We start from the raw sequence: 20,121 nt of genomic DNA, 5'->3' as shown, positions 1-20,121 counted from the left end.
AAATCCAATTCTCAATCATATAAAATGGCTAACTTTGGGGCATGAAAGAATTAGGAAAAATCAGTTCACTTCTTATAAACAGGTTCACTGCCAATGGTGCTTACCTTGCCCTGCGTGAAGGTGGGGAAGTTTTATTGCCAAAAAGCTACCTCAAAGGCGAGGAAAAAGAAGGAGAGGAACTGGAAGTTTTTGTTTATACGGACAGTGAAGACCGACCTGTGGCAGTCACCAACAGGCCAACCGCATTGTTGGATGAATTTGCTGTCATGGAAGCCAAAGAAATCACTGATTTTGGTGCTTTCATGGATTGGGGTCTTCCTAAGGACCTTTTTGTTCCTAAATCAGAAATGGGCAAAACCATGGAAGTCGGGGGTAAATACCTGGTCATGGTCTGTCAGGATTACAAGACCAACCGCTTGATCGGCGTATCAAAATATGAGGATTTCATCCTGAGCGACACGCAGGCATATGTTTCAGGTCAGGAAATAGATGCGCTTATTTTTGAAGAAACTGACCTAGGATTCAAAACGCTTATCGACGGGAGTTATGAGGGATTGATTTATAAAAATGAAGTTTTTCAACCCATCAAGGTTGGTGATAGGATAAAGGCTTTTGTCAAAAAACGTCGAGATGATTCCAAAATTGATTTGCAGTTGTTGCCTTCCGGTAGGGAAAAATACGAAGAAGGGGCTGAAAAAATCCTGGAAGCCTTAAAAGTCCGGAAATTTTTGCCCCTTCAAGATAAATCATCCCCTGAGTCTATCAAAGAGTTATTGGGAATGAGTAAAAAGCATTTTAAACAGTCGATTGGTCAACTATATAAAGCTAAAAAAATTACAATTGAGGATGATGGAATCAGACTCGTCTAATCCAATTCCAAAATGTTGTTTGGCGTGAGACAAAGCACTGCTTTGTCTTTTTTTATGGCAATAGGTGCTTTCAACAAATGTGGATTTCTGATCAAAATATTAAGCCATCCTTCATCATCCCAGGATTTTCCCGCAATCAGATTTTGGTAATCAGGATGAGCCCTGTTCATCAGGTCTTTTGGCCTGAGGTTCAGCTTATCCAAAATCGTCCTCCAACCTGTCATCGTGATGGATTCCTTCTCGATGTTGATTTCATTGATATGCCGGGCTATGGACTTTGCATAAGCCCTCATCTGCTTGTCTACTTGATGGCTTGGATTGAAGTAGACAAACAATTCGCTTGGATGTGCTTTCATAGTTTGTTGGTTTAGAGACACTTAATATACTTTTTTTTACAAGAATTACCAAAGAATCCTCCTTCAAATTTGAGAGTATTGAATTTTTATCCTTTCGGAAATTCTACAAAAAAGTCTGAAAAACTGTGCTTAAATGAAATTGGGGTTTTAATACAGCTATTGGAGCTTCCATATTTTTTTGGATGGAAGCAAAAAATGAAATTTGGCTGCTTAAAAAAATTAACTCTTTCTCTCACATTATTTCAACTTTGAAAACGCCTTTTTATCACAGACTTAACCCTCAGAACTACTTTGATTTGTCTGATTGACTTCGAAATATTTAAAGACTTTATCAAAGATTGTAGGAAGTAAGACAATCTGTTTATTATTTTAGGGTTTAAAACCTATTGAAAAATAACCATGAGCAAAGAACAGGAGCATTTTTTAGGAATAGATGTCGGAGGGACCCATCTAAAAATTGGCCTTGTCAACAAACAGGGAGAAATTGTTTCGTTTGATAAAATCGACACAGCACCGTACCGTGATGACCCCAAAGGTTTCAGTGTCTGCTTTGTTGACAACATGGTTGACATTCTGAAGAAATATCCTGAAGTCAAAAAAGTAGGTATCGGTTTACCCGGTTTGATCTCCAAAAACAGAACAACCACACTAGAAATACCGGCTATCCCTGACCTGAACGGCTACAACCTCAAGGGTGAACTCAAGAAAAAATATCCCGGTATTTCTTTCTATCTGGAAAATGATGCCGCTGCCGCCGCTATCGGAGAATACAGGTATGGAAAAAACAATCCTCCTGAAAATTTCCTATTCATCACCATGGGAACAGGAATCGGAAGTGCGTTGGTATTGGATGGGGAAATATTTAAAGGTTCACGTGGCAATGCCATGGAAATGGGTCACATGCTTTCCCGAGGAAATGAAGGATTGGAAAAGTTGGTAGGAAGGAACGGCATTCTCAAAATTATGGAACGGTTTATCCAAGGTTATCCAAGACTAGCAGGTGAATTGATAGACAAAGAACTCGGAACCCATCTCTTGGTCGATACCGCTAAAGCAGGAAACGAGGTTTCCCTGATGGTATTTGAAGAAGTAGGAAGGATATTGGGAGAAGCCATTGTGTCAACCATCCGCATCCTGGACGTGACCCACGTCTATTTTGGAGGCGGTATTTCAGCAGGATTGGAATTTATGATGCCTTCTTTGGACAAGACTGTCAGACAGTACCTCACTCCCTATTATGTCCGGGATTTGCAATTGGTCAGAGCGACTTTGGCCAACAATGCCGGTACTCTTGGTGCAGCAGCTTTGTGCTTTATGGATGAAGATTAAGAGTTTTAAGGTTAAAATATTAGAAGGTTTTAAGGTTCGAAAGGTTCCTTAAAACCTTTTTTTTGGATGATTTCTAAATTTCAAATTTATCAATCCAATCAATTAAGGATAAAATATAAGCTAACTCTTATTTCTGAAGCAATATCAATTAATATCAAATATCAATTAATATCAATATTTCAGAAACTTCATTCTTTCCCAACCTTTAAACTTTTCAACTTTCCCAACCTTTTACCTCTAACCAATTAACCTTTAACCATTTTTCACGGATCCAACCTGCTGATTACCACCTCACTTACCCTACTGTAGGCATTCATCCTGAGCATCACTTTCATTGGTTGTTCTGCAGTGGCATCAAAATTCTCACAAGATGGGGCAGGGTCTATGAAATACATAAAAAAGGATTGGCTTCTGTCTGTCAACTCGACTTTGTCAGGCCTTCCAAAAGTCTTGATAATAGATTGGTTGTCTTTTCCCAACAAATCATTTTTAACTACTCTAAAAGCTTCTAATTCCTGCATACGTAATCCAATACAGCCATCTCTGTCTTTTTTCCAATTTTCCAGGTTTACATTTTTGAGATCTACTTTACTTGAACAGGCAGGGAAAAGGACTGATAATGAAATTATTCCAAAAACAACAACGAAAATTTTACGCATTTTGAGGGGTTTGATTGACTGATTTTTGGAAACTCTTAACCGTACCGTAATTGTACCAAAGCCAAAAGTAGGAGAGTGCAGCATAAATAGAAAGGAAAACAATGGATATGTTCTCGGGCGCCAGTTCTTTTAGGACAAACCAATTTGCCACAACGAAAACTGCAACCCTCAAGATTTCCTGAACATGGTACCACTTCTTTTGTTCAAAAATCCCGGAGAAACTTACGGTACTCCAAACAATCAGCGTGGATAGTCCAACTTTGGTCATCCAGTCAAATTTGCCCAGATTGAAAAGGAAAAAAGCAGTCAAACCCATCAGCACTACATACTGGAAAAACACATAATAATTGAGGGCTAAAGGCACGGTAGTATCGAATTTTTTGTAATCAGGCCCCACATCTTTTACGGGACGATAGCCTCCGAGATATTCAGGTAGCCATCCTGGCTTATTGAATAAATATCTCATTTTATCCTTCAAATTGGGAATCATCTTCATTTCCTCCTTCATCGTAGCGTAATGGGAAATATTCACCCAAACAGGATTCCAGCTTTGCACAGGAGTCGTAATGCCATAAGTTGGCCTTTCTTCCTCTTCCTGAAAAGTGCCAAACCACTTGTCAAAGATGATAAAAGTACCGCCATGGTTTTTGTCAATGTATTTGGGATTGCGCCCATGATGTACACGGTGGTGCGAGGGGGTATTCATAAATTTTTCTAGAAAGCCCATCCTGTCAATCGCTTCTGTATGGATCCAAAACTGGTATAGCAAGTTAATGCCGGATACCAATACCAGCATCACCGGATCAAATCCGATTACTGCCAAAGGCAGGTAAAACATGAATGTCCAGATTGTCTGCGTGGAGCTTTGTCTCAGTGCTACAGAAAGATTGTATTCCTCCGAAGAATGGTGGACAACATGACCGCCCCAAAAAAGGTTGATTTCATGACTCAGACGATGAGCCCAATAATAACACAAATCATAAAGGAAAAACAGGATAAAGAATGTCCAGACATTGTTTGGAATCTGAAACAAACCGAATTTCTCAAAAAAGAAAGTGTAAATACCAATAGAAAGCACTTTGAGAAAAACACCCGAAACCTGGGAGACCACTCCAAGGTTAATGTTGGTGATGGCATCGTTTAACCGGTAAGTTGGGTTTTTTTGAAACCTCAAAACGAGCAGTTCAATCCCCATGAGGATAAAGTACATCGGGATGGCGATTACGACAGGACTCAGATTCATCTTTCTATCAGCTATTTGGGTTTTTGGATTGGAAATCTACTTATAAAAACCCAAAAAGGAAAAAACAGTTTCGGATTTGTACCATCATTAATCTTTATATTAGCATCCAAAATCAACTCATTTATGTATTACCGATTCGGCAAAGTATTTCATTTCATTTCAGTACTCCTCTTTTTATTTACCTTTCTTTATTTCTATTCGGCTATGCCCGATGTTATTTCATATGAACTCGATGAAAACGGGTATGCCACAAAGGAGATTTCCAAAGGAACATTTTTTTACATCGGTATTATTCTTTTTGGAATCTTGAATTTTGTCCTCATTACTCCTGCCAAATTGATCGAGAACAAGAGTACCAAAACATTCAGGCAGCTGTTACCCACAGGTGATGTTTTCAGGGATTACATGCTGACATGGATTTACAGTTTTACGGGAGTGGTGAACATCTCCCTTTCGATCATGAGTTTGTTTATCCATGCCATCAACAATCAGAATGAAATCAGTTCGGGCAGTTACTCATTTTTCTTTTACATGATTCCAATTCTTTTTCTGGTTTGGATTATCGCTTTGTTTTGGATATTGTTGCAGAAATTCAATTCAATCAGAAGTAACAGCACCATTTAACCTAAATTACCATTAGCAAATTTTCATGGCAGAAAACGTTAAATACAACGAAGACAGCATCAAGTCATTGGATTGGAGGGAACATATCAGGCTGAGACCGGGTATGTATATCGGGAAGCTCGGAGACGGAAGTGCCCAGGATGACGGGATATATGTTTTGGTCAAAGAAGTCCTGGACAACAGTATCGATGAACACATGATGGGATATGGTAGGACCATCGATATCAAAATTTCAGAACACAAAGTTGAAGTGCGGGATTATGGCCGGGGAATTCCATTGGGCAAGGTCATCGACTGTGTTTCCAAAATCAATACCGGTGGAAAATACGATTCGGGAGCATTTCAAAAGTCAGTTGGATTAAATGGCGTGGGTACCAAAGCGGTAAATGCACTTTCCGACTTTTTTAAAGTACAATCCTACCGCGACGGAGAAACGAAAGTTGCCCAATTTGAAAAAGGCATTATGGTCGAAGACCGTCCCATTGAAAAAACCACCGAACGAAACGGTACCAAAGTCGTTTTCTCCCCAGATGCAGGGGTTTTCAAAAATTACCATTTCATCCCCGAATACCTCGAAAACCAGATATGGAATTATGCCTTCCTCAACGCAGGCCTGACGATCAATTATAACGGCAAGAAATTTTTCTCAGAAAGGGGCCTTTATGACCTTTTGATGAGAAAAGTAGATGAGGAAAGCATCAGATACCCCATCATTCACCTCAAAGGGAATGATATTGAAATTGCCATTACGCACTCCAACCAATATGGGGAGGAATACTATTCCTTCGTGAATGGCCAGTTTACTACCCAAGGAGGTACCCACCTTGCAGCATTTAGAGAGGCCATCGTCAAGACAATCAGGGAGTTTTATAAGAAAGAATATGATGCATCAGATATCAGGGGAAGCGTCGTGGCAGCTGTGGCCGTCCGTGTTATGGAACCGGTATTTGAATCTCAAACCAAAACCAAGTTGGGTTCTCAAACCATTGGACCTGATGGACCGACTTTAAGAACTTTCGTCAACGACTTCGTCAAAACAGAATTAGACAATTTTCTTCATAAAAATCCGGCTGTTGCCGATGCTTTGCTCAAAAGGATTTTGCAGTCCGAGAGGGAAAGAAAGGAAATTTCAGGCATCAAAAAGCTGGCAAACGAAAGGGCCAAAAAAGCCAACCTGCACAACAAAAAACTAAGAGATTGCAGAGTTCACTATGACGACGTAAAAGGCGATGAAGAACAAAAAAACAAATCAATGCTCTTCATCACTGAAGGGGATTCAGCCTCAGGTTCTATCACAAAATCACGTGATGTGCAGACACAGGCAGTGTTTTCCCTTCGTGGCAAACCTTTGAACTGCTACGGCATGACCAAAAAAGTGGTCTATGAAAATGAGGAATTCAACCTCCTGCAACATGCCCTGAATATTGAGGATGGAATTGAAAACCTTCGTTTCCGAAAGATAGTCATCTCCACAGATGCCGATGTCGATGGCATGCACATCCGATTGCTCATCATGACCTATTTCCTCCAGTTTTTCCCCGACTTGGTCAAAAATGGCCATCTCTATATCCTGGATACGCCACTTTTCAGGGTAAGAAACAAGAAGGAAACCATCTATTGCTACACAGATGAAGAAAGACAACGGGCGATCCACAAAATCGGGAAAACTGCCGAAATCACCCGCTTCAAAGGTTTGGGGGAAATTTCTCCGGAGGAGTTTGGGAAATTTATAGGAGATGACATCCGCCTGGAACCGATTATCCTCAGTAAGGAAACTAAAATTGTGGAGTTGCTGAATTTCTACATGGGCAAAAATACCCCGGATAGACAGACGTTTATCATCGACAACCTCAAAATAGAAAAAGACATCGTATTTGATGACCCTTCCAAAAAACAGGAAGAAGAGACAGAAGCGGCCTAAATCCTGCCTTTTGACTTAATTAGTGGATTCAATTACAGTTTACCCAATAATGATGGTAATTGTCCATCCAATCATTCAAAATATAGCATGAGCGATATAACCAACGAAACTCCGGAAGGAAAAGACGGAGGCCTCCATGAATCCATTCCGGTAACAGGAATGTACAAAGACTGGTTTTTGGATTACGCTTCTTACGTAATTCTGGAGCGTGCCGTCCCTGCGATTGAAGATGGCCTCAAGCCTGTGCAACGCCGTATCCTTCATGCCATGAAGGAAATGGATGACGGCCGGTTCAACAAAGTCGCCAATATCATCGGTCAGTCCATGCAATACCACCCCCATGGTGATGCTTCTATCGGAGATGCCATAGTCAATATGGGGCAAAAAGACCTCCTGATAGAAACCCAGGGCAATTGGGGAGACATCAGGACAGGAGACGGCGCAGCGGCAGCCAGGTATATTGAGGCGAGATTGTCGAAGTTTGCTTTGGAGGTTGTTTTCAATCCCCAGACCACAGAATGGCAACTTTCCTATGATGGCCGAAAAAGAGAACCTGTCACCCTTCCTGTAAAATTCCCCTTGGTATTAGCCCAAGGCGTGGAAGGGATTGCTGTTGGACTTTCTACCAAAATTCTCCCACACAACTTTTGCGAGCTGATCCTTGGATCTATTCAGATACTCAAAGGGGAGCGAACACATATTCTGCCAGATTTCCCAACAGGAGGAATGGCAGACTTTTCGGAATACAATGAAGGCGTCAGAGGGGGACGAGTTAAAGTTCGTGCAAGAATAGAAGAAGAAGACAATAAAACCTTATTGATCAAGGATATACCTTTTGGTACTACTACCAATTCTTTGATAGAATCCATCATCAAAGCCAATGACAAGGGAAAAATCAAGATCAAAAAGGTGGTCGATAACACGGCCAAAGATGTAGAGATTCAAATCCAATTGGCTCCCGGTCAGTCTCCCGACATGACGATCGATGCGCTATATGCCTTCACAGATTGCGAAGTAAGCATCTCTCCAAATGCCTGCGTCATCAATAGTGACAAGCCTGTTTTCCTTTCGGTCAATACCATATTGGAATACAACACCAAGCAGACCAAGGCACTTCTGAAAAGAGAGCTTGAAATCCGCAAGGCAGAACTGATGGAGAAATTGCTTTTCTCCTCTCTTGAAAAAATCTTTATTGAAAACAGGATTTACCGGGATATCGAGGAATGTGAAACTTGGGATGCAGTCATCCAAACGATCGACAAAGGTTTGGAACCTTTTAAGCCGGATTTCTATAGAGAAATCACCACTGAAGACATTGTCAGACTGACAGAAATCAAAATCAAGCGGATTTCTAAGTTCGATGCTTTCAAGGCTGACGAACTCATGAGAAGGCTGCAGGAAGAGCTCAAAGAAGTCAATCACCATTTGAAGCACTTGACCGACTATGCCATCCAATACTACCAAAACCTCCTGGACAAGTACGGTAAAGGACGTGAAAGAAAAACCGAAATCAGGGCTTTTGACACCATCGAAGCCACTGTCGTCGCTGCCAACAATGCCAAACTCTATGTAAACAGGGCGGACGGGTTTGTCGGTTATGGATTGAAAAAGGATGAATTCATCTGTGATTGCTCTGATTTAGACGATGTGATCGTATTCCGCAGGGATGGCAATTGCGTGGTGACCAAAATTCAGGAAAAGGGATTTGTAGGGAAAGACATTCTCCATGTCGCCATCTTCCGCAAAGGAGATGAGCGAATGGTGTACAATATGGTCTACTTGGATGGTGAATCGGGCAAGGCGATGGTGAAACGTTTTCAGGTAATCGGAGTTACCCGAGATCGTGAATATGACATGACCAAAGGCAGCAAAGGTTCCAAAGTCATGTACCTGACCGCAAATCCAAATGGCGAAGCAGAAATCATTACCATATTCCTAACTCAAGGTGCCAAAGCCAAAATCAAAGTATTTGACTTTGACTTCAGCACCATCGAGATCAAAGGACGTGCAGCAGGTGGAAATATTCTTACCAAATATCCTGTCCGTAAAATCCAATGGAAAATGGCAGGAACCTCGACCTTGGGTGGCCTTGATATCTATTTTGATGCCTCTATCGGTAGACTTAATACAGACCAAAGAGGCCGCAAAATCGGCAATTTCCTTGGCGAAGACAGGATCATTGTCTTTTACAAAAACGGAGATTATGAGCTCACCACCTTTGAACTTACCAACAGATATGAAGCCAATGAGGTGGTATTGATCCAGAAGTTTGACCCTGAAAAAGTGATTTCAGCAGTCTATTTCGATGGAGTGAGCAAATCCTTCTTTGTAAAGAGATTCCTCATCGAAACCACCACCGTCAACAAGAAATTCAACATCATCTCCGACCACAAACAATCATTCCTGAAAATAGTCTCGACTGATAAACAGCCACAGGTAAAGGCTGTTCTTCAAAAAGGCAAAGAAAAAGAGGAACAGGAGTTTGACCTTGATATCCTGATTGATGTCAAGGGATGGAAAGCCATCGGCAACAAACTTTCTTCCTATCAAGTACTGGAAGTAACATTGATTGAAAGCGTTGCCAAAATTTCTGAACCTGAGGAAGAATCCGAAACCAAGGAAGAAACTGACCCGAAAGAAGAAACAGATACAGCAGCAGGGGATGATAACTTAGAAATAGGATCCACCATTGAATTCAAAATCAAAAAAGAAGAGGACGACAAAGACCAATTGGATTTGTTTTAATATGCTGGGCAGGAGGTATTGAGTTGGGAAAATGGGCGAATTTGAGGAATGATCGATTTGTAAACTAAATTTGAAAAGTTAAAAATTGGTGATTTTACAGTTGTAAGAGGAAAAAAAGACAAAAGTTAAATGGCAAAAAAAAACAACTCTTGCCATTTTACTTTTTCTTGCTGTAAAAGTAAATCGGCAAATCCTTGAAACAACATGGGCCTGGATTGACCAAACTGTTGTTGCTGTAAAGGATCATTCTTTCTGTAGGACCCCAACCATAAAAATACGGTCCCAGGTTAACACAAGTCCAACATGGAACCTCCTCGGCTAAATCTTGTGTTTGTGAATAGGATAGAGGAAAATACAGATTGATATAAGTACGGATTTCGTCTACCTGATTTTCCCCCGGAGCTTCAAACTTAAAACTTCCTGAAAAAGTGAGTCCTGTTTTGGAATTAAATTTCGTAAAGGTGCCATTTCTGAAAAATTCATATTCCTCACTGTACCCTATTTCATCTTTGGAAAGCTTTGTTCCGAGATGAGGGGTAACAATTTCAATTTTTTCCCAAGTACCATTAAGGATGTTATCTGGACTGTTGGGGTCTTCTTTATCGCAAGAAGTCAATATCAAAATAGAAAGAAGTGCGTATAAAATATTTTTCATGGCTACCATTCTTGCTCAAACAACGCTTAATTTAAGTATAAGTTGTATAACCATTGCCTTATTTAAGGGCTTTTTTTATTGGATAAAATTAATAATCCGCTGCTTTATAGGCCATTGTAAGACAAAACCTTAAAATCACTAATATCAAAAACAGCCTAAATTGAATCAGATTCACACCATGCGAAATGGGAATAAAAAAGGCAAAAGCAAGAAATAATCTCACTTTTGCCTTTTTACTTTTTCTTTAAATTTTACGTGTAAATGCAATTAAGTCTTTAAATCGATATCCTTGATTAATTTATGGCATAAGCCCGAAATGTCCGGTACATCGGACTTCCGACTTCGGTCTTCCGTCTGTTTAAAGTAGAATATGTGGTTACTGGCACAGAATCCGGTAACTACTTTAAAACTTATCCCCAAAGAAGATGGCATTGAAGAACAGCTTGTTTGTTCCAAACCATGTACCGCGGAAATTCGGGTTGTCGATAAAGTGAATTACCCTTCCTTGTCCAACTGAAGAAACCAAAACACTGGAGCTCTGCTTGATTTTTTCAAGGTTTGCCGGTGAGACATATCCACCAAGTAATGGATTGGCAGTATACCTGACCGGTGTTTGGGACTTGTTTTTTGATGGTTTGAAGAAAAGGGTTGTATTTCTATAAACAGGAATTTCTGAGTTTTTGTACCCAAATCCCAAAGGATGGGTATTGTCCAATTTCCCCAAATAAATGCTTCCGCCGATTTCTTGCGCTCCCGATAAGTTCCTCGAATCTGCAAATGGAACGGATTCAGTTCCTTTTGCTTCTTCGGCAGTAACAAATTCTTCCTGAACAATTCCCTGACTTTGGAGCCATTGACTTGCTGTCCGCATGGAAATGATGGTTCCACCTCTTGAAAGCCAATCTTTCAAATGGGCTATTTGAGGCGCTGAAAGACTAGAGTAATTTCCTGAAGGAAGGGTCAAAGTGGTGTAGTCAAACAGATTGACCCTGCCAAACATACTCAAATCCACTTTTGTCATTGGCATTCCAACTTTGGTATCCATCAGGTGCCATATTTCTCCGGCTTCATATTGTGATGTTCCCTGTCCGACAAGCATGAGGACTTTTGGTTTTTGGATGGCTGAAATACTGCCGCTACCCAAGTCAATCCCTTTCAAGCTGAATCCTGTCGTGCTTGCAAATACATTTTGGCCGGACATATCAGCTGCTTCTTTCAATGCTTTTCTCAATTCTTCTTGAGAAAGTTTTTGGAAAGCCGTTGGAATTACCAATGAACCTGCAGGGAATTCCTTTGAACCTTGATCGGTATTTGAAGTAAAAGGCTGTGCAGTGACTTCAACATGGACTCCTGCTGACTGAATATGGTTCAGGAATTTGGCAGCAAAATAATCGGACCAATCCACCATATATGCAACATATTTCCCATTGGCAGGGAAGGTCAAGTTTTGACTTGGCAATTCCTTGATCTCTTTGCCACTAACAACTGTTTGCATGGCGTAAGGCATGCCATAGGCCAAGGCCATCGTCCAAGAAGAAGCGTCGTAAAATACCGAATCTGAAAATGTAGTCACCTTCTCAAACATCGATCTCACCATCCTGTATTGTGGTTGGGATGTAGGAACAATCCAGGATTTTCCTTTCTTAAATGACTTTCCTTCAGAGGTTATATCTTTATCATTTTCAAGTACTTTAATCTTATGATCCAATAATAACTTTAAGAAAAGTCTGTTTCGGGAATCATCTGACTCATCTCCAAAAACATACCCTTTGGTTTTGTCTTTACCTGCTTCAGTGATGGCAGTCTGGAAATATTCGCGCAGGTATTTGTGCATGTATTCCCTTTCCTTGACGCCGGCTTCCATGGTGGCAATGGAGGTTTTGAGTTGGTTCCTGATCGTAAATTGAAAGGTAATATCGCCGCGCTGTGAGCTTTGGATATGGCCCCGTGAACTCGCTTGTTCAAATACCAATCCCAATCCTCCCTGAATATCCGGATAGGTAGATCCATATCCGGGATAGCTGTTGTCAAATACTTCCTTGGTCCAATACAAACTACCGATATCATCCAAAGCCTTTGCAAAGTAAGCCGCAAACTTGTTGTTGATTTCGTCATAGTTTTTTCTTGGAATCACAGGGTTTTCACTGCCAAAAGGTTTGGTCGGTTCAAAGAAGTAGGTGGCATTGGTTCCCATTTCGTGAAAATCTCCCACTACGTTTGGATACCAAGTATGATACCAAGCGATTTTGCTTTGTAATTCCACTTGTGCCAAAGGCAGCCAATCTCTGTTCAGGTCAAACCAATAATGGTTGACACGTCCTGAAGGCCATATTTCATTGTGTTCTCTGTCCAAAGGATCTGCGACAGGTGGAGTCCCTTTGTGCATATTTGCCCAATTGGAATGTCTGTCCCTTCCGTCAGGATTGATGGCGGGATCGATCATGACCACGGCATTGTTTCTGATTTCTTTGGCAAGGTCACTTTGCGAAGCCAAAAGCCAATAAGCTGTCAGGATGGAAGCTTCTCCGCCTGAAGGTTCGTTTCCATGGACGCTGTAGGCAAGGTTGACGATGGCCGGCATGCTGCTGACATCAGGCATGGGTAAGGTTGGGTCTACCAATTTGAGGTGGTTAGTCCGGATAGATTCCAAGTTTGAAATATTCTCTTTCTTGCTGATCACAAGGACGACCAATGGCCTCAGCTGATTGGTATAGCCGATGGTGACAAGCTCTGCCATATCCGATTTGTCAGCCAACAACTGAAAATATCCCACAAGACGGTCGTACCGGGTATGCCATTCCCCAACATGGTAACCCAAATAGGAGTAGGGACTTGGAATGTCATTGGAGAAAGTTTCTCCCGGGAAATAATATTCCTTTTGGGCTTTTGCAGAATATATATGGAGCAAGAGCAAAGTTATCAGTAGTAGTTTCTTTCGCATAGGTTTAAATTTGGAGGAAATTACCTGTAAGCTAGCACAAGCCAAACCAAAAATCCATCAACGGCTTTTGAAAGCTTGCGATTTGGCTTAATTTGGAATCCGAAAGAATTTTATGATTGTATTGCTGAAATAAAAAACTATTAAATAAACCAATTAACCTATGAAAAAGCTTTTTCTAGCCTCTTTGACAATGATCGCGGTGATGGCTGTCATGCCTTTATTTGCTCAACAAAAAGACATCAAACTTCCGCCGGAAGCTACCGAATTTTGGGAACCTGTTCCCAGAAAAGTGACGGCTGCTTCCCAATTGGGTCAAGCTCCTTCCGATGCGATTGTCATTTTTGATGGGAAGAACCTTGACAACTTCGTCAGTGCAAAGGATGGCAGTGCCCCACAATGGAAAGTTGAAAACGGTACATTTACCGTAGTTCCTAAAACAGGTGGGATCAAAACCAAGCAAGGATTTGGGGATATGCAGCTTCATATCGAATGGTCTGCACCTACTGTAATCAAAGGTGAAGGTCAGGGTAGAGGAAATTCCGGAATCTTCTTGATGTCTTTGTATGAATTGCAGGTTTTAGATTCATATGAAAGCAGGACTTATTCTAACGGTCAGGCAGGAAGTATCTACAAGCAACATCCTCCTTTGGTCAATGCAATGAAAGCGCCCGGAGAATGGAACAGTTATGATGTGATTTTTACCGCTCCAAAGTTCAATGCGGATGGCATGTTGGTCTCTCCTGCACGAGTGACTGTGCTTCACAACGGGATTTTGGTACAGAATAATGTAGAAATCAAAGGTCCAACAGAATACATCGGAATTCCTAATTACAAAGCCCATGCTACTGAAATGCCGCTAGAACTTCAGGACCACGGGGATTTGGTTAGCTACAGGAATATTTGGGTGAGGAAGTTGTAAAAGTGTCGGATGACCGATGACCGATGAAAATCAAAAAAATCCACATCATTCATCAGTAACCATTTCTTAAAAGAAAATACGGAAGGCAGAAGATGGTAAAAACCCATATTTTTGTCTTCTGCTTTTTTTGATTCAAATTTTAAACTTTATATAACTTTTTCCTTTGTTACTAATGACATAATTCTAATTTACCCCTCGGCAGGCTCGGGGAACGGAATATTGGGCTTCTGAGGGCTGGTAGTGAAAAGCGGTAGGCCGCTTTTCACTACCAGCCCCTTAACATAAACAAGCCCGGTGGCCGAGCTTGCCGAGGCCGGAATATTTAACATCAAATTCAAATTTCAAATACTTCTTATTCTTTCTCTCATCCCAAACATCGGTCATCGGTCATCGGTCTTTTTCTTCCCAAATTCCTATTTCTTAACAGCACCTTCTCATCCTAAAAGACTTCTCCCTCTGGTCGAAGTGACAAGGATAGGTTTTCTGTTTTCTTGCCATTCTTCCAACAATACCTTCAAATTTCAAATACTTTTTACTCTTTCTCTCATCCCAAACATCCGTCATCGGTCATCGGTCTTTTTCTTCCCACCTTCTCATCTTTAAAAGACTTCTCCCTCTGGTCGAAGTGACAAGGATAGGTTTTCTGCTTTCTTGCCATTCTTCCAACAATACCTTTACATATCAAATATTTCTTATTCTTTCTCCCATCCCAAACATCGGTCATCGGTCATCGGTCTTTTTCTTCCCAACTTCTCATCTTTAAAAGACTTCTCCCTCTGGTCGAAATGACAAGGATAGGTTTTCTGTTTTCTTGCTACTCTTCCAACAATACCTTCAAATTTCAAATACTTTTTATTCTTTCTCTCATCCCAAACATCGGTCATCGGTCATCGGTCTTTTTCTTCCCAACTTCCCACTTCCCAACTTCCCACCTACTTCAACCTATCCATCAATCCTTCCTGGTAACTGACACTGATCGGGACGAGCTTATCGCCTACAGTCAATTGGTGCCTCTCGATTTTTTGAACATGTTGGATATTCACCAAAAAAGAACGGTGGGATTTGACAAAATTGGAAGGCAGGATTTTTTCGACTTCTGCCAGGGTCATTCTGCTGAGGATTTTATCTTTTGGAAGCTGGAAATTCACATAGTTGCCATTTGCCTCACAAAAGAGCAACTCGTCGAAATTGACCTTGATCTGCTCATAGCCTGTTTTGACAAAAATGGTCCCTGCTGCATTTCCTTTTTTCAGTTCATGCCATTCCTGTGCTTTTTGGCAGGATTTTAAAAACCTCCCGAGGTTAAAAGGCTTGAGCAGGTAATCTTTCGCATCCAATTCGAAACTCATCACAGCGTGCTCTGAGTAAGCTGTAGTGAAAATGACCATGGTGTCTTTCGGAATCAAAGCGGCGAGTTCCAGCCCTGAGATATCGGGCATTTTGATATCAAGGAAAATCAGGTCCACTTGCTCGCTTCTGATATAATCCAAGGCAAGGATTGCGTCTGTGAAAACCTTACGCAAATCTAAAAAAGGCACTTTGGCTGCATGGGCTTTGATTACCTCAAGGGCCATCGGTTCATCGTCTATGGCTATTGCATGGAGCATATCAGGAGCGTTTTATGGTTAAATGTACAAAATATTCCACTTCGTTTTCCCGAATGACAAGTTCATGTTTCCCCGGATAGAGGAGTTGGAGACGCTGTTTGACATTGTCTAAGCCGATACCGTTTGACTTGGATTCAGGGTCTTCTTCATGGCTTCGGTGGATACTGTTGTTGACATCCAAATGGATGGTTCCATCCGTACAACGCAGGCTGATTTTGACCCATGATTTCTTTTGGAAACTGATTCCATGCTTGAATGCATTTTCCACAAAGGGGATAAGCAACATCGGCGCGATATCCCCTGTACAGTTTTCAGGATTATGCCTAAAATCAATGTCTACATTGTCATGGGATTTGATGCGCAGTACTTGCAAGTCGACATAATTGATCAGGTATTCCTTTTCTTTTGCAAGCGGGATTTTGTCCAAGTTGTTTTCATGAAGCATAAAGCGCATCATATCTCCGAGCTTTTGGATTCCCTCAGAAGTCCTTTCTGCGTTTTCCTGCAAGGCTGTTCCATACAGGGTGTTCAGGATATTAAAAAGGAAATGGGGATTGATCTGCATCCTGAGTAAGGAGAGTTTGGCTGAACCTTCGTCCACCCTGTAGCTAAGCGTATTTATCTGACCTAAAAGGTGATCATATTTTTTGAACAGCAGGTTGGAAAAGGGGATAAGGAGGCCAGCAACAAATATCACCACCGCCAACCCAATGACCAAGATGCCGACATTCCTGTATTCAATTGCCAAAATCAAAAAGAAAAAACACAATGCCAATATCAACAATACAAATAGGGAATTGGCAAGCTTGTTCCGTTCTTTCTTTCTGTTTCGGTATATAAAGAAGTAATTATAAAGCACAATGCCAAGCATCACAGGGATGGCGATCGTGTAGCTTAGCGGAATCCAGTGTTCGATGATATCTTGTAAACCAAACAGAAACAACATCGCAAAGGCGAAAATTGTAATTATTCTTACAAGGTTATAAGGCTGAAAGTCTTTCGTCTCGGCACTTGGAAAAATCTGCTCTATCACGTCACAAAGTAAAAGGTATCCAATATAAAGGCCCACCGTACTGAAATAGTAGGGTGCCGCGAAGTTTTGGGCGAGTTCACCCATCATTGAAAATCCGCCAACAAAAATAAAGGACATCAAGAGGATAAGGAAGGAGTAAATGTAGTAGGTGGATTTACGTTTTCTGGTTTCTTTGCTCGGAATCAATACCTGATGGTGCAGGAAGAAAGAAAGGAAAAGTATAACAGGTATCAGGATTTTGGCAAAATACCTTGTAAGTTCCGACCCATTCGGTTCAAAATAGTAGAAGTTGGACTGGAAAATGTTGGCTAAAATGATGGTGACAAACAATACTGTCATCACCCACCATTCTATCTGTCTAAAGGGTAGAGGTTTTTCTTTCATGGGATTAGTTTTCTTAATTATTTGGACTGGGTAGGGTTATTTTTTGGGACTGAAATCCCAGTTGTGGCTTTGAGTTTTTGTTTTTCTTCTTCCGCTTTTCCTATCAGCCAAATATTATATAATATGGCTGCTATCAGTAAAATGAAATAGGGAGTCTTTGATTTCATGGTTTAGGTTTGTCGATTCTTTGACAAGGATAAGCCTGATAATAAAGTACCACAAAAAAATGTGATGAAGCGATTGGTATTTGGGGTGGAAATGCAGTTGGCAGTCTCTTTAGCCGGTTTACAGTGATCAGTCGCAGTTTTCAGTTAACAGTATCAGATTTTAGTAAAGAGTGACAGTTTGCAGAGGAAATTTTGCAATCTTCCAATCTTCCAATCTTTCAATCTTTCAATTTTCCAATCTTCCAATCTTCCAATCCCTTAACCTTTCAACTTTAAAACCTTCTTAACCTTTCAACCTCCTAGCCCCTTCCAAACACTCATTCCTCCAAGCAATAACGTAATCAGCCAGATTGCGAAGGCCATAACATTCATCCATACTCCGTTGGTGTGAGTTCCCATTACAGATTTTTTATTGACCAACCAGAGGATGTATCCACTCAATATGGGAAGCAAAACGCCATTTGCCAGTTGCGCAAAGAGAATCAGTTGGATCGGTTTGATCCCAAATGAAGAAAATACCAAACCCAAACCCAAAATCCCCACAATACTGATCCGCATAGGAAGACTTTTGAGGTCAATGGATAAGCCAAAACTTCCCGCTACGACCAAGGAACCTGCCAAAGGAGCAGTGATCGCAGAAGTGATTCCTGCAGCAAATAACCCGAAAGCCATAAAATATTTGGCCATTTTTCCCATCAAAGGTTCTAAACCGATAGCCAAATCAACCGCTGAGTTGACTTCGGTGGCAGATCCTGCTTTGGCAGTAATGATGATGGCCATAGAAACCAATCCTCCCAAAATCACAGCAATTAAGGTATCAACCCTGATATATTTGAGGTCTTGGATGGTTTTCCATTTTTGGGAAATCAGAGAAGAATGTAAAAAAAGATTGTAAGGAACCACGGTCGTACCGATCAATGCGACGATGGTAAAGATATTTTCAGCATTTACGGTGGGCTGAAAGCCTGAAAGCAATTCCAGAAAGTTGGGCTTGGACCAAACTGCCGTTCCTAGGAAAGCAATACTCATCAAAATCACCAAACCTGTCAGGTAGTTGCTGATGGACTTATAACTTCCGGTCAACAATAAGACCAAAGCCAGAGATCCTATTAAAAGATTGAGCAGATTTACTTCCAATTGGCCAAGGTTTAAAATCTGGGTTTGAAAGAATAATTCAGCACCCAAAGCACCTCCGCTGATATTTCCGGCTTCGTAAGCGGCATTTCCCAAAACAATGGCAGTCATCACAAGGAAAATGGAGAAGTAACGCAGGATTCCTTTTTGAAGGGTTTCTGAAATGACCGAAGCCAATCCTTTTTGGGTAACCAATCCGATTCTAGCTGCCATTTCCTGAAGGACAATCGTAGCAATGACGGATAAAGCCATTGCCCAAAGAAGGTCAAAACCAAAATTTACTCCCGCAAGCGTACAAACAGTAACCGTCCCAGGCCCAATGAAAGCGGCTGCAACAATCGGCCCGGGACCGATGTATTTCCTCCAACTCATGGCGCTTGCTGCAAAGCATATATTGCATAACTGCCTAACCAATGCGTTCCTTCATAATTGTCATCGACAATAGAAGGAAGGGAATAATTGATGTGCATATTTGCTACCTGCATCAGGTGGCCATATTCCTCAGGATAATCTTTGATCAAACCATACAGCACCCAAGCCCTGCTAAAGTTAAGTCCGTCAAGGTGAACCAATTTTCCATCAGTCCTATCGCTGACTTTTCCCGGTTCCAAAGCAAAATCAGTATTCGCCAATTGGGGTAAAAATTGTTTGACCCATGGTCGAAAATCTTCTTTGGGCATCACTTTCCTCATGATATCCAATTCCTGAAAGCAGGGCGACAAAAAGTCAAAACCGCTCGGTTCATAGACCAAAGGGCAATTTTCATCTTTAGAAAACCAGTCCAAAGCCCTGGATTTAATCAATTCCTGCAGGCCCACGTGATTCAATGTTTTGGCATAATCATAAGCCAATGACAATCCAAAGGCAATATTGGTATGCTCACCAACTCTGATGGGATAAATGAGTTTTGGCAAAAACTCAAGGTACTTTTCCACCATGAGATCCGTCAAGGGCTGGAGGTTTTTTTCCAGTTCCCTTGCCAAAGGATCATCCCAAAGATGGATTTCCTCTGCGAGTTTCAGCATCCAAGCCCAACCGTAAGTCCTAGAAAAATCTGGATCAGAAGGGCCTTTAAAATAGGCGACTTCTACAGCAATGTTTTCTGCACTGATATTTTCCAATAATTTCCTTCTGATTTCTTCCCCATTTTCTAAGTCGGGAAATTGCCTCAGCAGACTCACCAACATCCAATGACCATGCATACTTGAATGCCAGTCAAAGCAGCCATAAAAAGCGGGATGAAGTGCTTTTGGGCCCTTCAGTTCAGATTCATTTCCCAATGTCTGATTGAGTTTATTGGGATATTCGGTTTGCATACAATGCAGCGGAAGTTTTGAAAGTCTGTTGGCTTCAGCTTCTGTCAGGCGTATGGGGTCGGGGATTTCGGGGGTTTCCTTTTTTGGCTGACAGGACAAAAGAAAGCCTGCCAGGAAAAGCAATAAGAACAAAGATCTGATCATGTCGATGGTTTTGGATTTTGAATATAAGGGATAAAGGTGATTTTTTCAGATTGGCTCATTTATTTGGCTTTTTCG

At 41.2% G+C, this 20,121-nt stretch carries 17 protein-coding genes; 6 read left to right on the top strand and 11 right to left on the bottom strand.

Annotation, left to right across the window (positions count from 1 at the left end; translation table 11 throughout):
• Positions 1-41 precede the first annotated feature (41 nt).
• On the top strand, positions 42-869 hold the full coding sequence (locus MMU05_RS06165) for a CvfB family protein (protein ID WP_241140801.1): 828 nt from the start codon (positions 42-44) through the stop codon (positions 867-869).
• On the opposite strand, the gene MMU05_RS06160 is transcribed toward MMU05_RS06165, so the two are convergent.
• Entirely contained in the window at positions 866-1,225 is a 360-nt protein-coding gene (locus tag MMU05_RS06160; protein ID WP_241140800.1) for an arsenate reductase family protein, read from the bottom strand. The two genes, MMU05_RS06165 and MMU05_RS06160, sit on opposite strands and share 4 nt — an antisense overlap.
• Positions 1,226-1,624: 399 nt before the next feature.
• On the opposite strand from MMU05_RS06160, the gene MMU05_RS06155 reads away from it, so the two are divergent.
• Positions 1,625-2,554 carry an ROK family protein gene (locus MMU05_RS06155; protein WP_241140799.1) on the top strand — a complete coding sequence of 310 codons (930 nt, stop codon included), beginning with the start codon at positions 1,625-1,627 and terminating at the stop codon, positions 2,552-2,554.
• Positions 2,555-2,817: 263 nt separating this feature from the next.
• Here MMU05_RS06155 and MMU05_RS06150 read toward each other — a convergent pair whose 3' ends face one another.
• Complete coding sequence (locus tag MMU05_RS06150) at positions 2,818-3,213, bottom strand: hypothetical protein (RefSeq protein WP_241140798.1); 396 nt, start codon at positions 3,211-3,213, stop codon at positions 2,818-2,820.
• Positions 3,206-4,456: a sterol desaturase family protein gene (locus tag MMU05_RS06145; RefSeq protein WP_241140797.1), complete on the bottom strand. Its 1,251-nt coding sequence runs from the start codon at positions 4,454-4,456 to the stop codon at positions 3,206-3,208. Before MMU05_RS06145 ends, MMU05_RS06150 begins: the two co-directional genes overlap by 8 nt.
• Positions 4,457-4,579: 123 nt before the next feature.
• On the opposite strand from MMU05_RS06145, the gene MMU05_RS06140 reads away from it, so the two are divergent.
• From MMU05_RS06140 to MMU05_RS06130, 3 genes are all read left to right on the top strand, one after another.
• On the top strand, positions 4,580-5,080 hold the full coding sequence (locus tag MMU05_RS06140) for a DNA topoisomerase IV (protein WP_241140796.1): 501 nt from the start codon (positions 4,580-4,582) through the stop codon (positions 5,078-5,080).
• A 25-nt stretch (positions 5,081-5,105) separates the two neighbouring features.
• Complete coding sequence (locus MMU05_RS06135; protein ID WP_241140795.1) at positions 5,106-7,001, top strand: DNA topoisomerase IV subunit B; 1,896 nt, start codon at positions 5,106-5,108, stop codon at positions 6,999-7,001.
• Between the two features lie 87 nt (positions 7,002-7,088).
• Positions 7,089-9,746: a DNA gyrase/topoisomerase IV subunit A gene (locus tag MMU05_RS06130; RefSeq protein ID WP_241140794.1), complete on the top strand. Its 2,658-nt coding sequence runs from the start codon at positions 7,089-7,091 to the stop codon at positions 9,744-9,746.
• Between the two features lie 157 nt (positions 9,747-9,903).
• On the opposite strand, the gene MMU05_RS06125 is transcribed toward MMU05_RS06130, so the two are convergent.
• Together MMU05_RS06125 and MMU05_RS06120 are read right to left on the bottom strand one after the other, a co-directional pair.
• The gene (locus MMU05_RS06125) at positions 9,904-10,401 is read right to left on the bottom strand and encodes a hypothetical protein (protein WP_241140793.1); all 498 of its coding nucleotides are present in this window, start codon (positions 10,399-10,401) and stop codon (positions 9,904-9,906) included.
• 403 nt (positions 10,402-10,804) lie between these two features.
• Entirely contained in the window at positions 10,805-13,342 is a 2,538-nt protein-coding gene (locus MMU05_RS06120; protein ID WP_241140792.1) for a M14 family zinc carboxypeptidase, read from the bottom strand.
• A gap of 160 nt (positions 13,343-13,502) precedes the next feature.
• Here MMU05_RS06120 and MMU05_RS06115 point away from each other — a divergent pair, with 160 nt between their 5' ends.
• Positions 13,503-14,261 carry a 3-keto-disaccharide hydrolase gene (locus MMU05_RS06115; RefSeq protein WP_241140791.1) on the top strand — a complete coding sequence of 253 codons (759 nt, stop codon included), beginning with the start codon at positions 13,503-13,505 and terminating at the stop codon, positions 14,259-14,261.
• Positions 14,262-14,953: 692 nt separating this feature from the next.
• On the opposite strand, the gene MMU05_RS06110 is transcribed toward MMU05_RS06115, so the two are convergent.
• From MMU05_RS06110 to MMU05_RS06085, 6 genes are all read right to left on the bottom strand, one after another.
• Complete coding sequence (locus MMU05_RS06110; RefSeq protein ID WP_241140790.1) at positions 14,954-15,145, bottom strand: hypothetical protein; 192 nt, start codon at positions 15,143-15,145, stop codon at positions 14,954-14,956.
• Positions 15,146-15,193: 48 nt separating this feature from the next.
• Complete coding sequence (locus MMU05_RS06105) at positions 15,194-15,868, bottom strand: LytR/AlgR family response regulator transcription factor (protein ID WP_241140789.1); 675 nt, start codon at positions 15,866-15,868, stop codon at positions 15,194-15,196.
• 1 nt (position 15,869) lies between these two features.
• Entirely contained in the window at positions 15,870-17,285 is a 1,416-nt protein-coding gene (locus tag MMU05_RS06100; RefSeq protein WP_241140788.1) for a sensor histidine kinase, read from the bottom strand.
• A 17-nt stretch (positions 17,286-17,302) separates the two neighbouring features.
• The gene (locus MMU05_RS06095; protein ID WP_241140787.1) at positions 17,303-17,452 is read right to left on the bottom strand and encodes a hypothetical protein; all 150 of its coding nucleotides are present in this window, start codon (positions 17,450-17,452) and stop codon (positions 17,303-17,305) included.
• Between the two features lie 291 nt (positions 17,453-17,743).
• Positions 17,744-18,958 (bottom strand): Nramp family divalent metal transporter, encoded by a 1,215-nt coding sequence (locus MMU05_RS06090; protein ID WP_241140786.1) that lies wholly within the window; start codon positions 18,956-18,958, stop codon positions 17,744-17,746.
• A complete protein-coding gene (locus tag MMU05_RS06085) occupies positions 18,955-20,046 on the bottom strand; it encodes a DUF2891 domain-containing protein (protein ID WP_241140785.1) in 1,092 nt (363 codons plus the stop codon). The genes MMU05_RS06090 and MMU05_RS06085 overlap by 4 nt, the downstream gene beginning before the upstream one ends.
• Positions 20,047-20,121 lie beyond the last annotated feature (75 nt).

Origin of the sequence: Cognataquiflexum rubidum, from assembly GCF_022538115.1 — a bacterium.
GTDB classification, from domain to species: Bacteria; Bacteroidota; Bacteroidia; order Cytophagales; family Cyclobacteriaceae; genus Cognataquiflexum; species Cognataquiflexum rubidum.
Note: the sequence above shows the minus strand (reverse complement) of the source record. Positions and strands in the feature narration are given on the sequence as shown.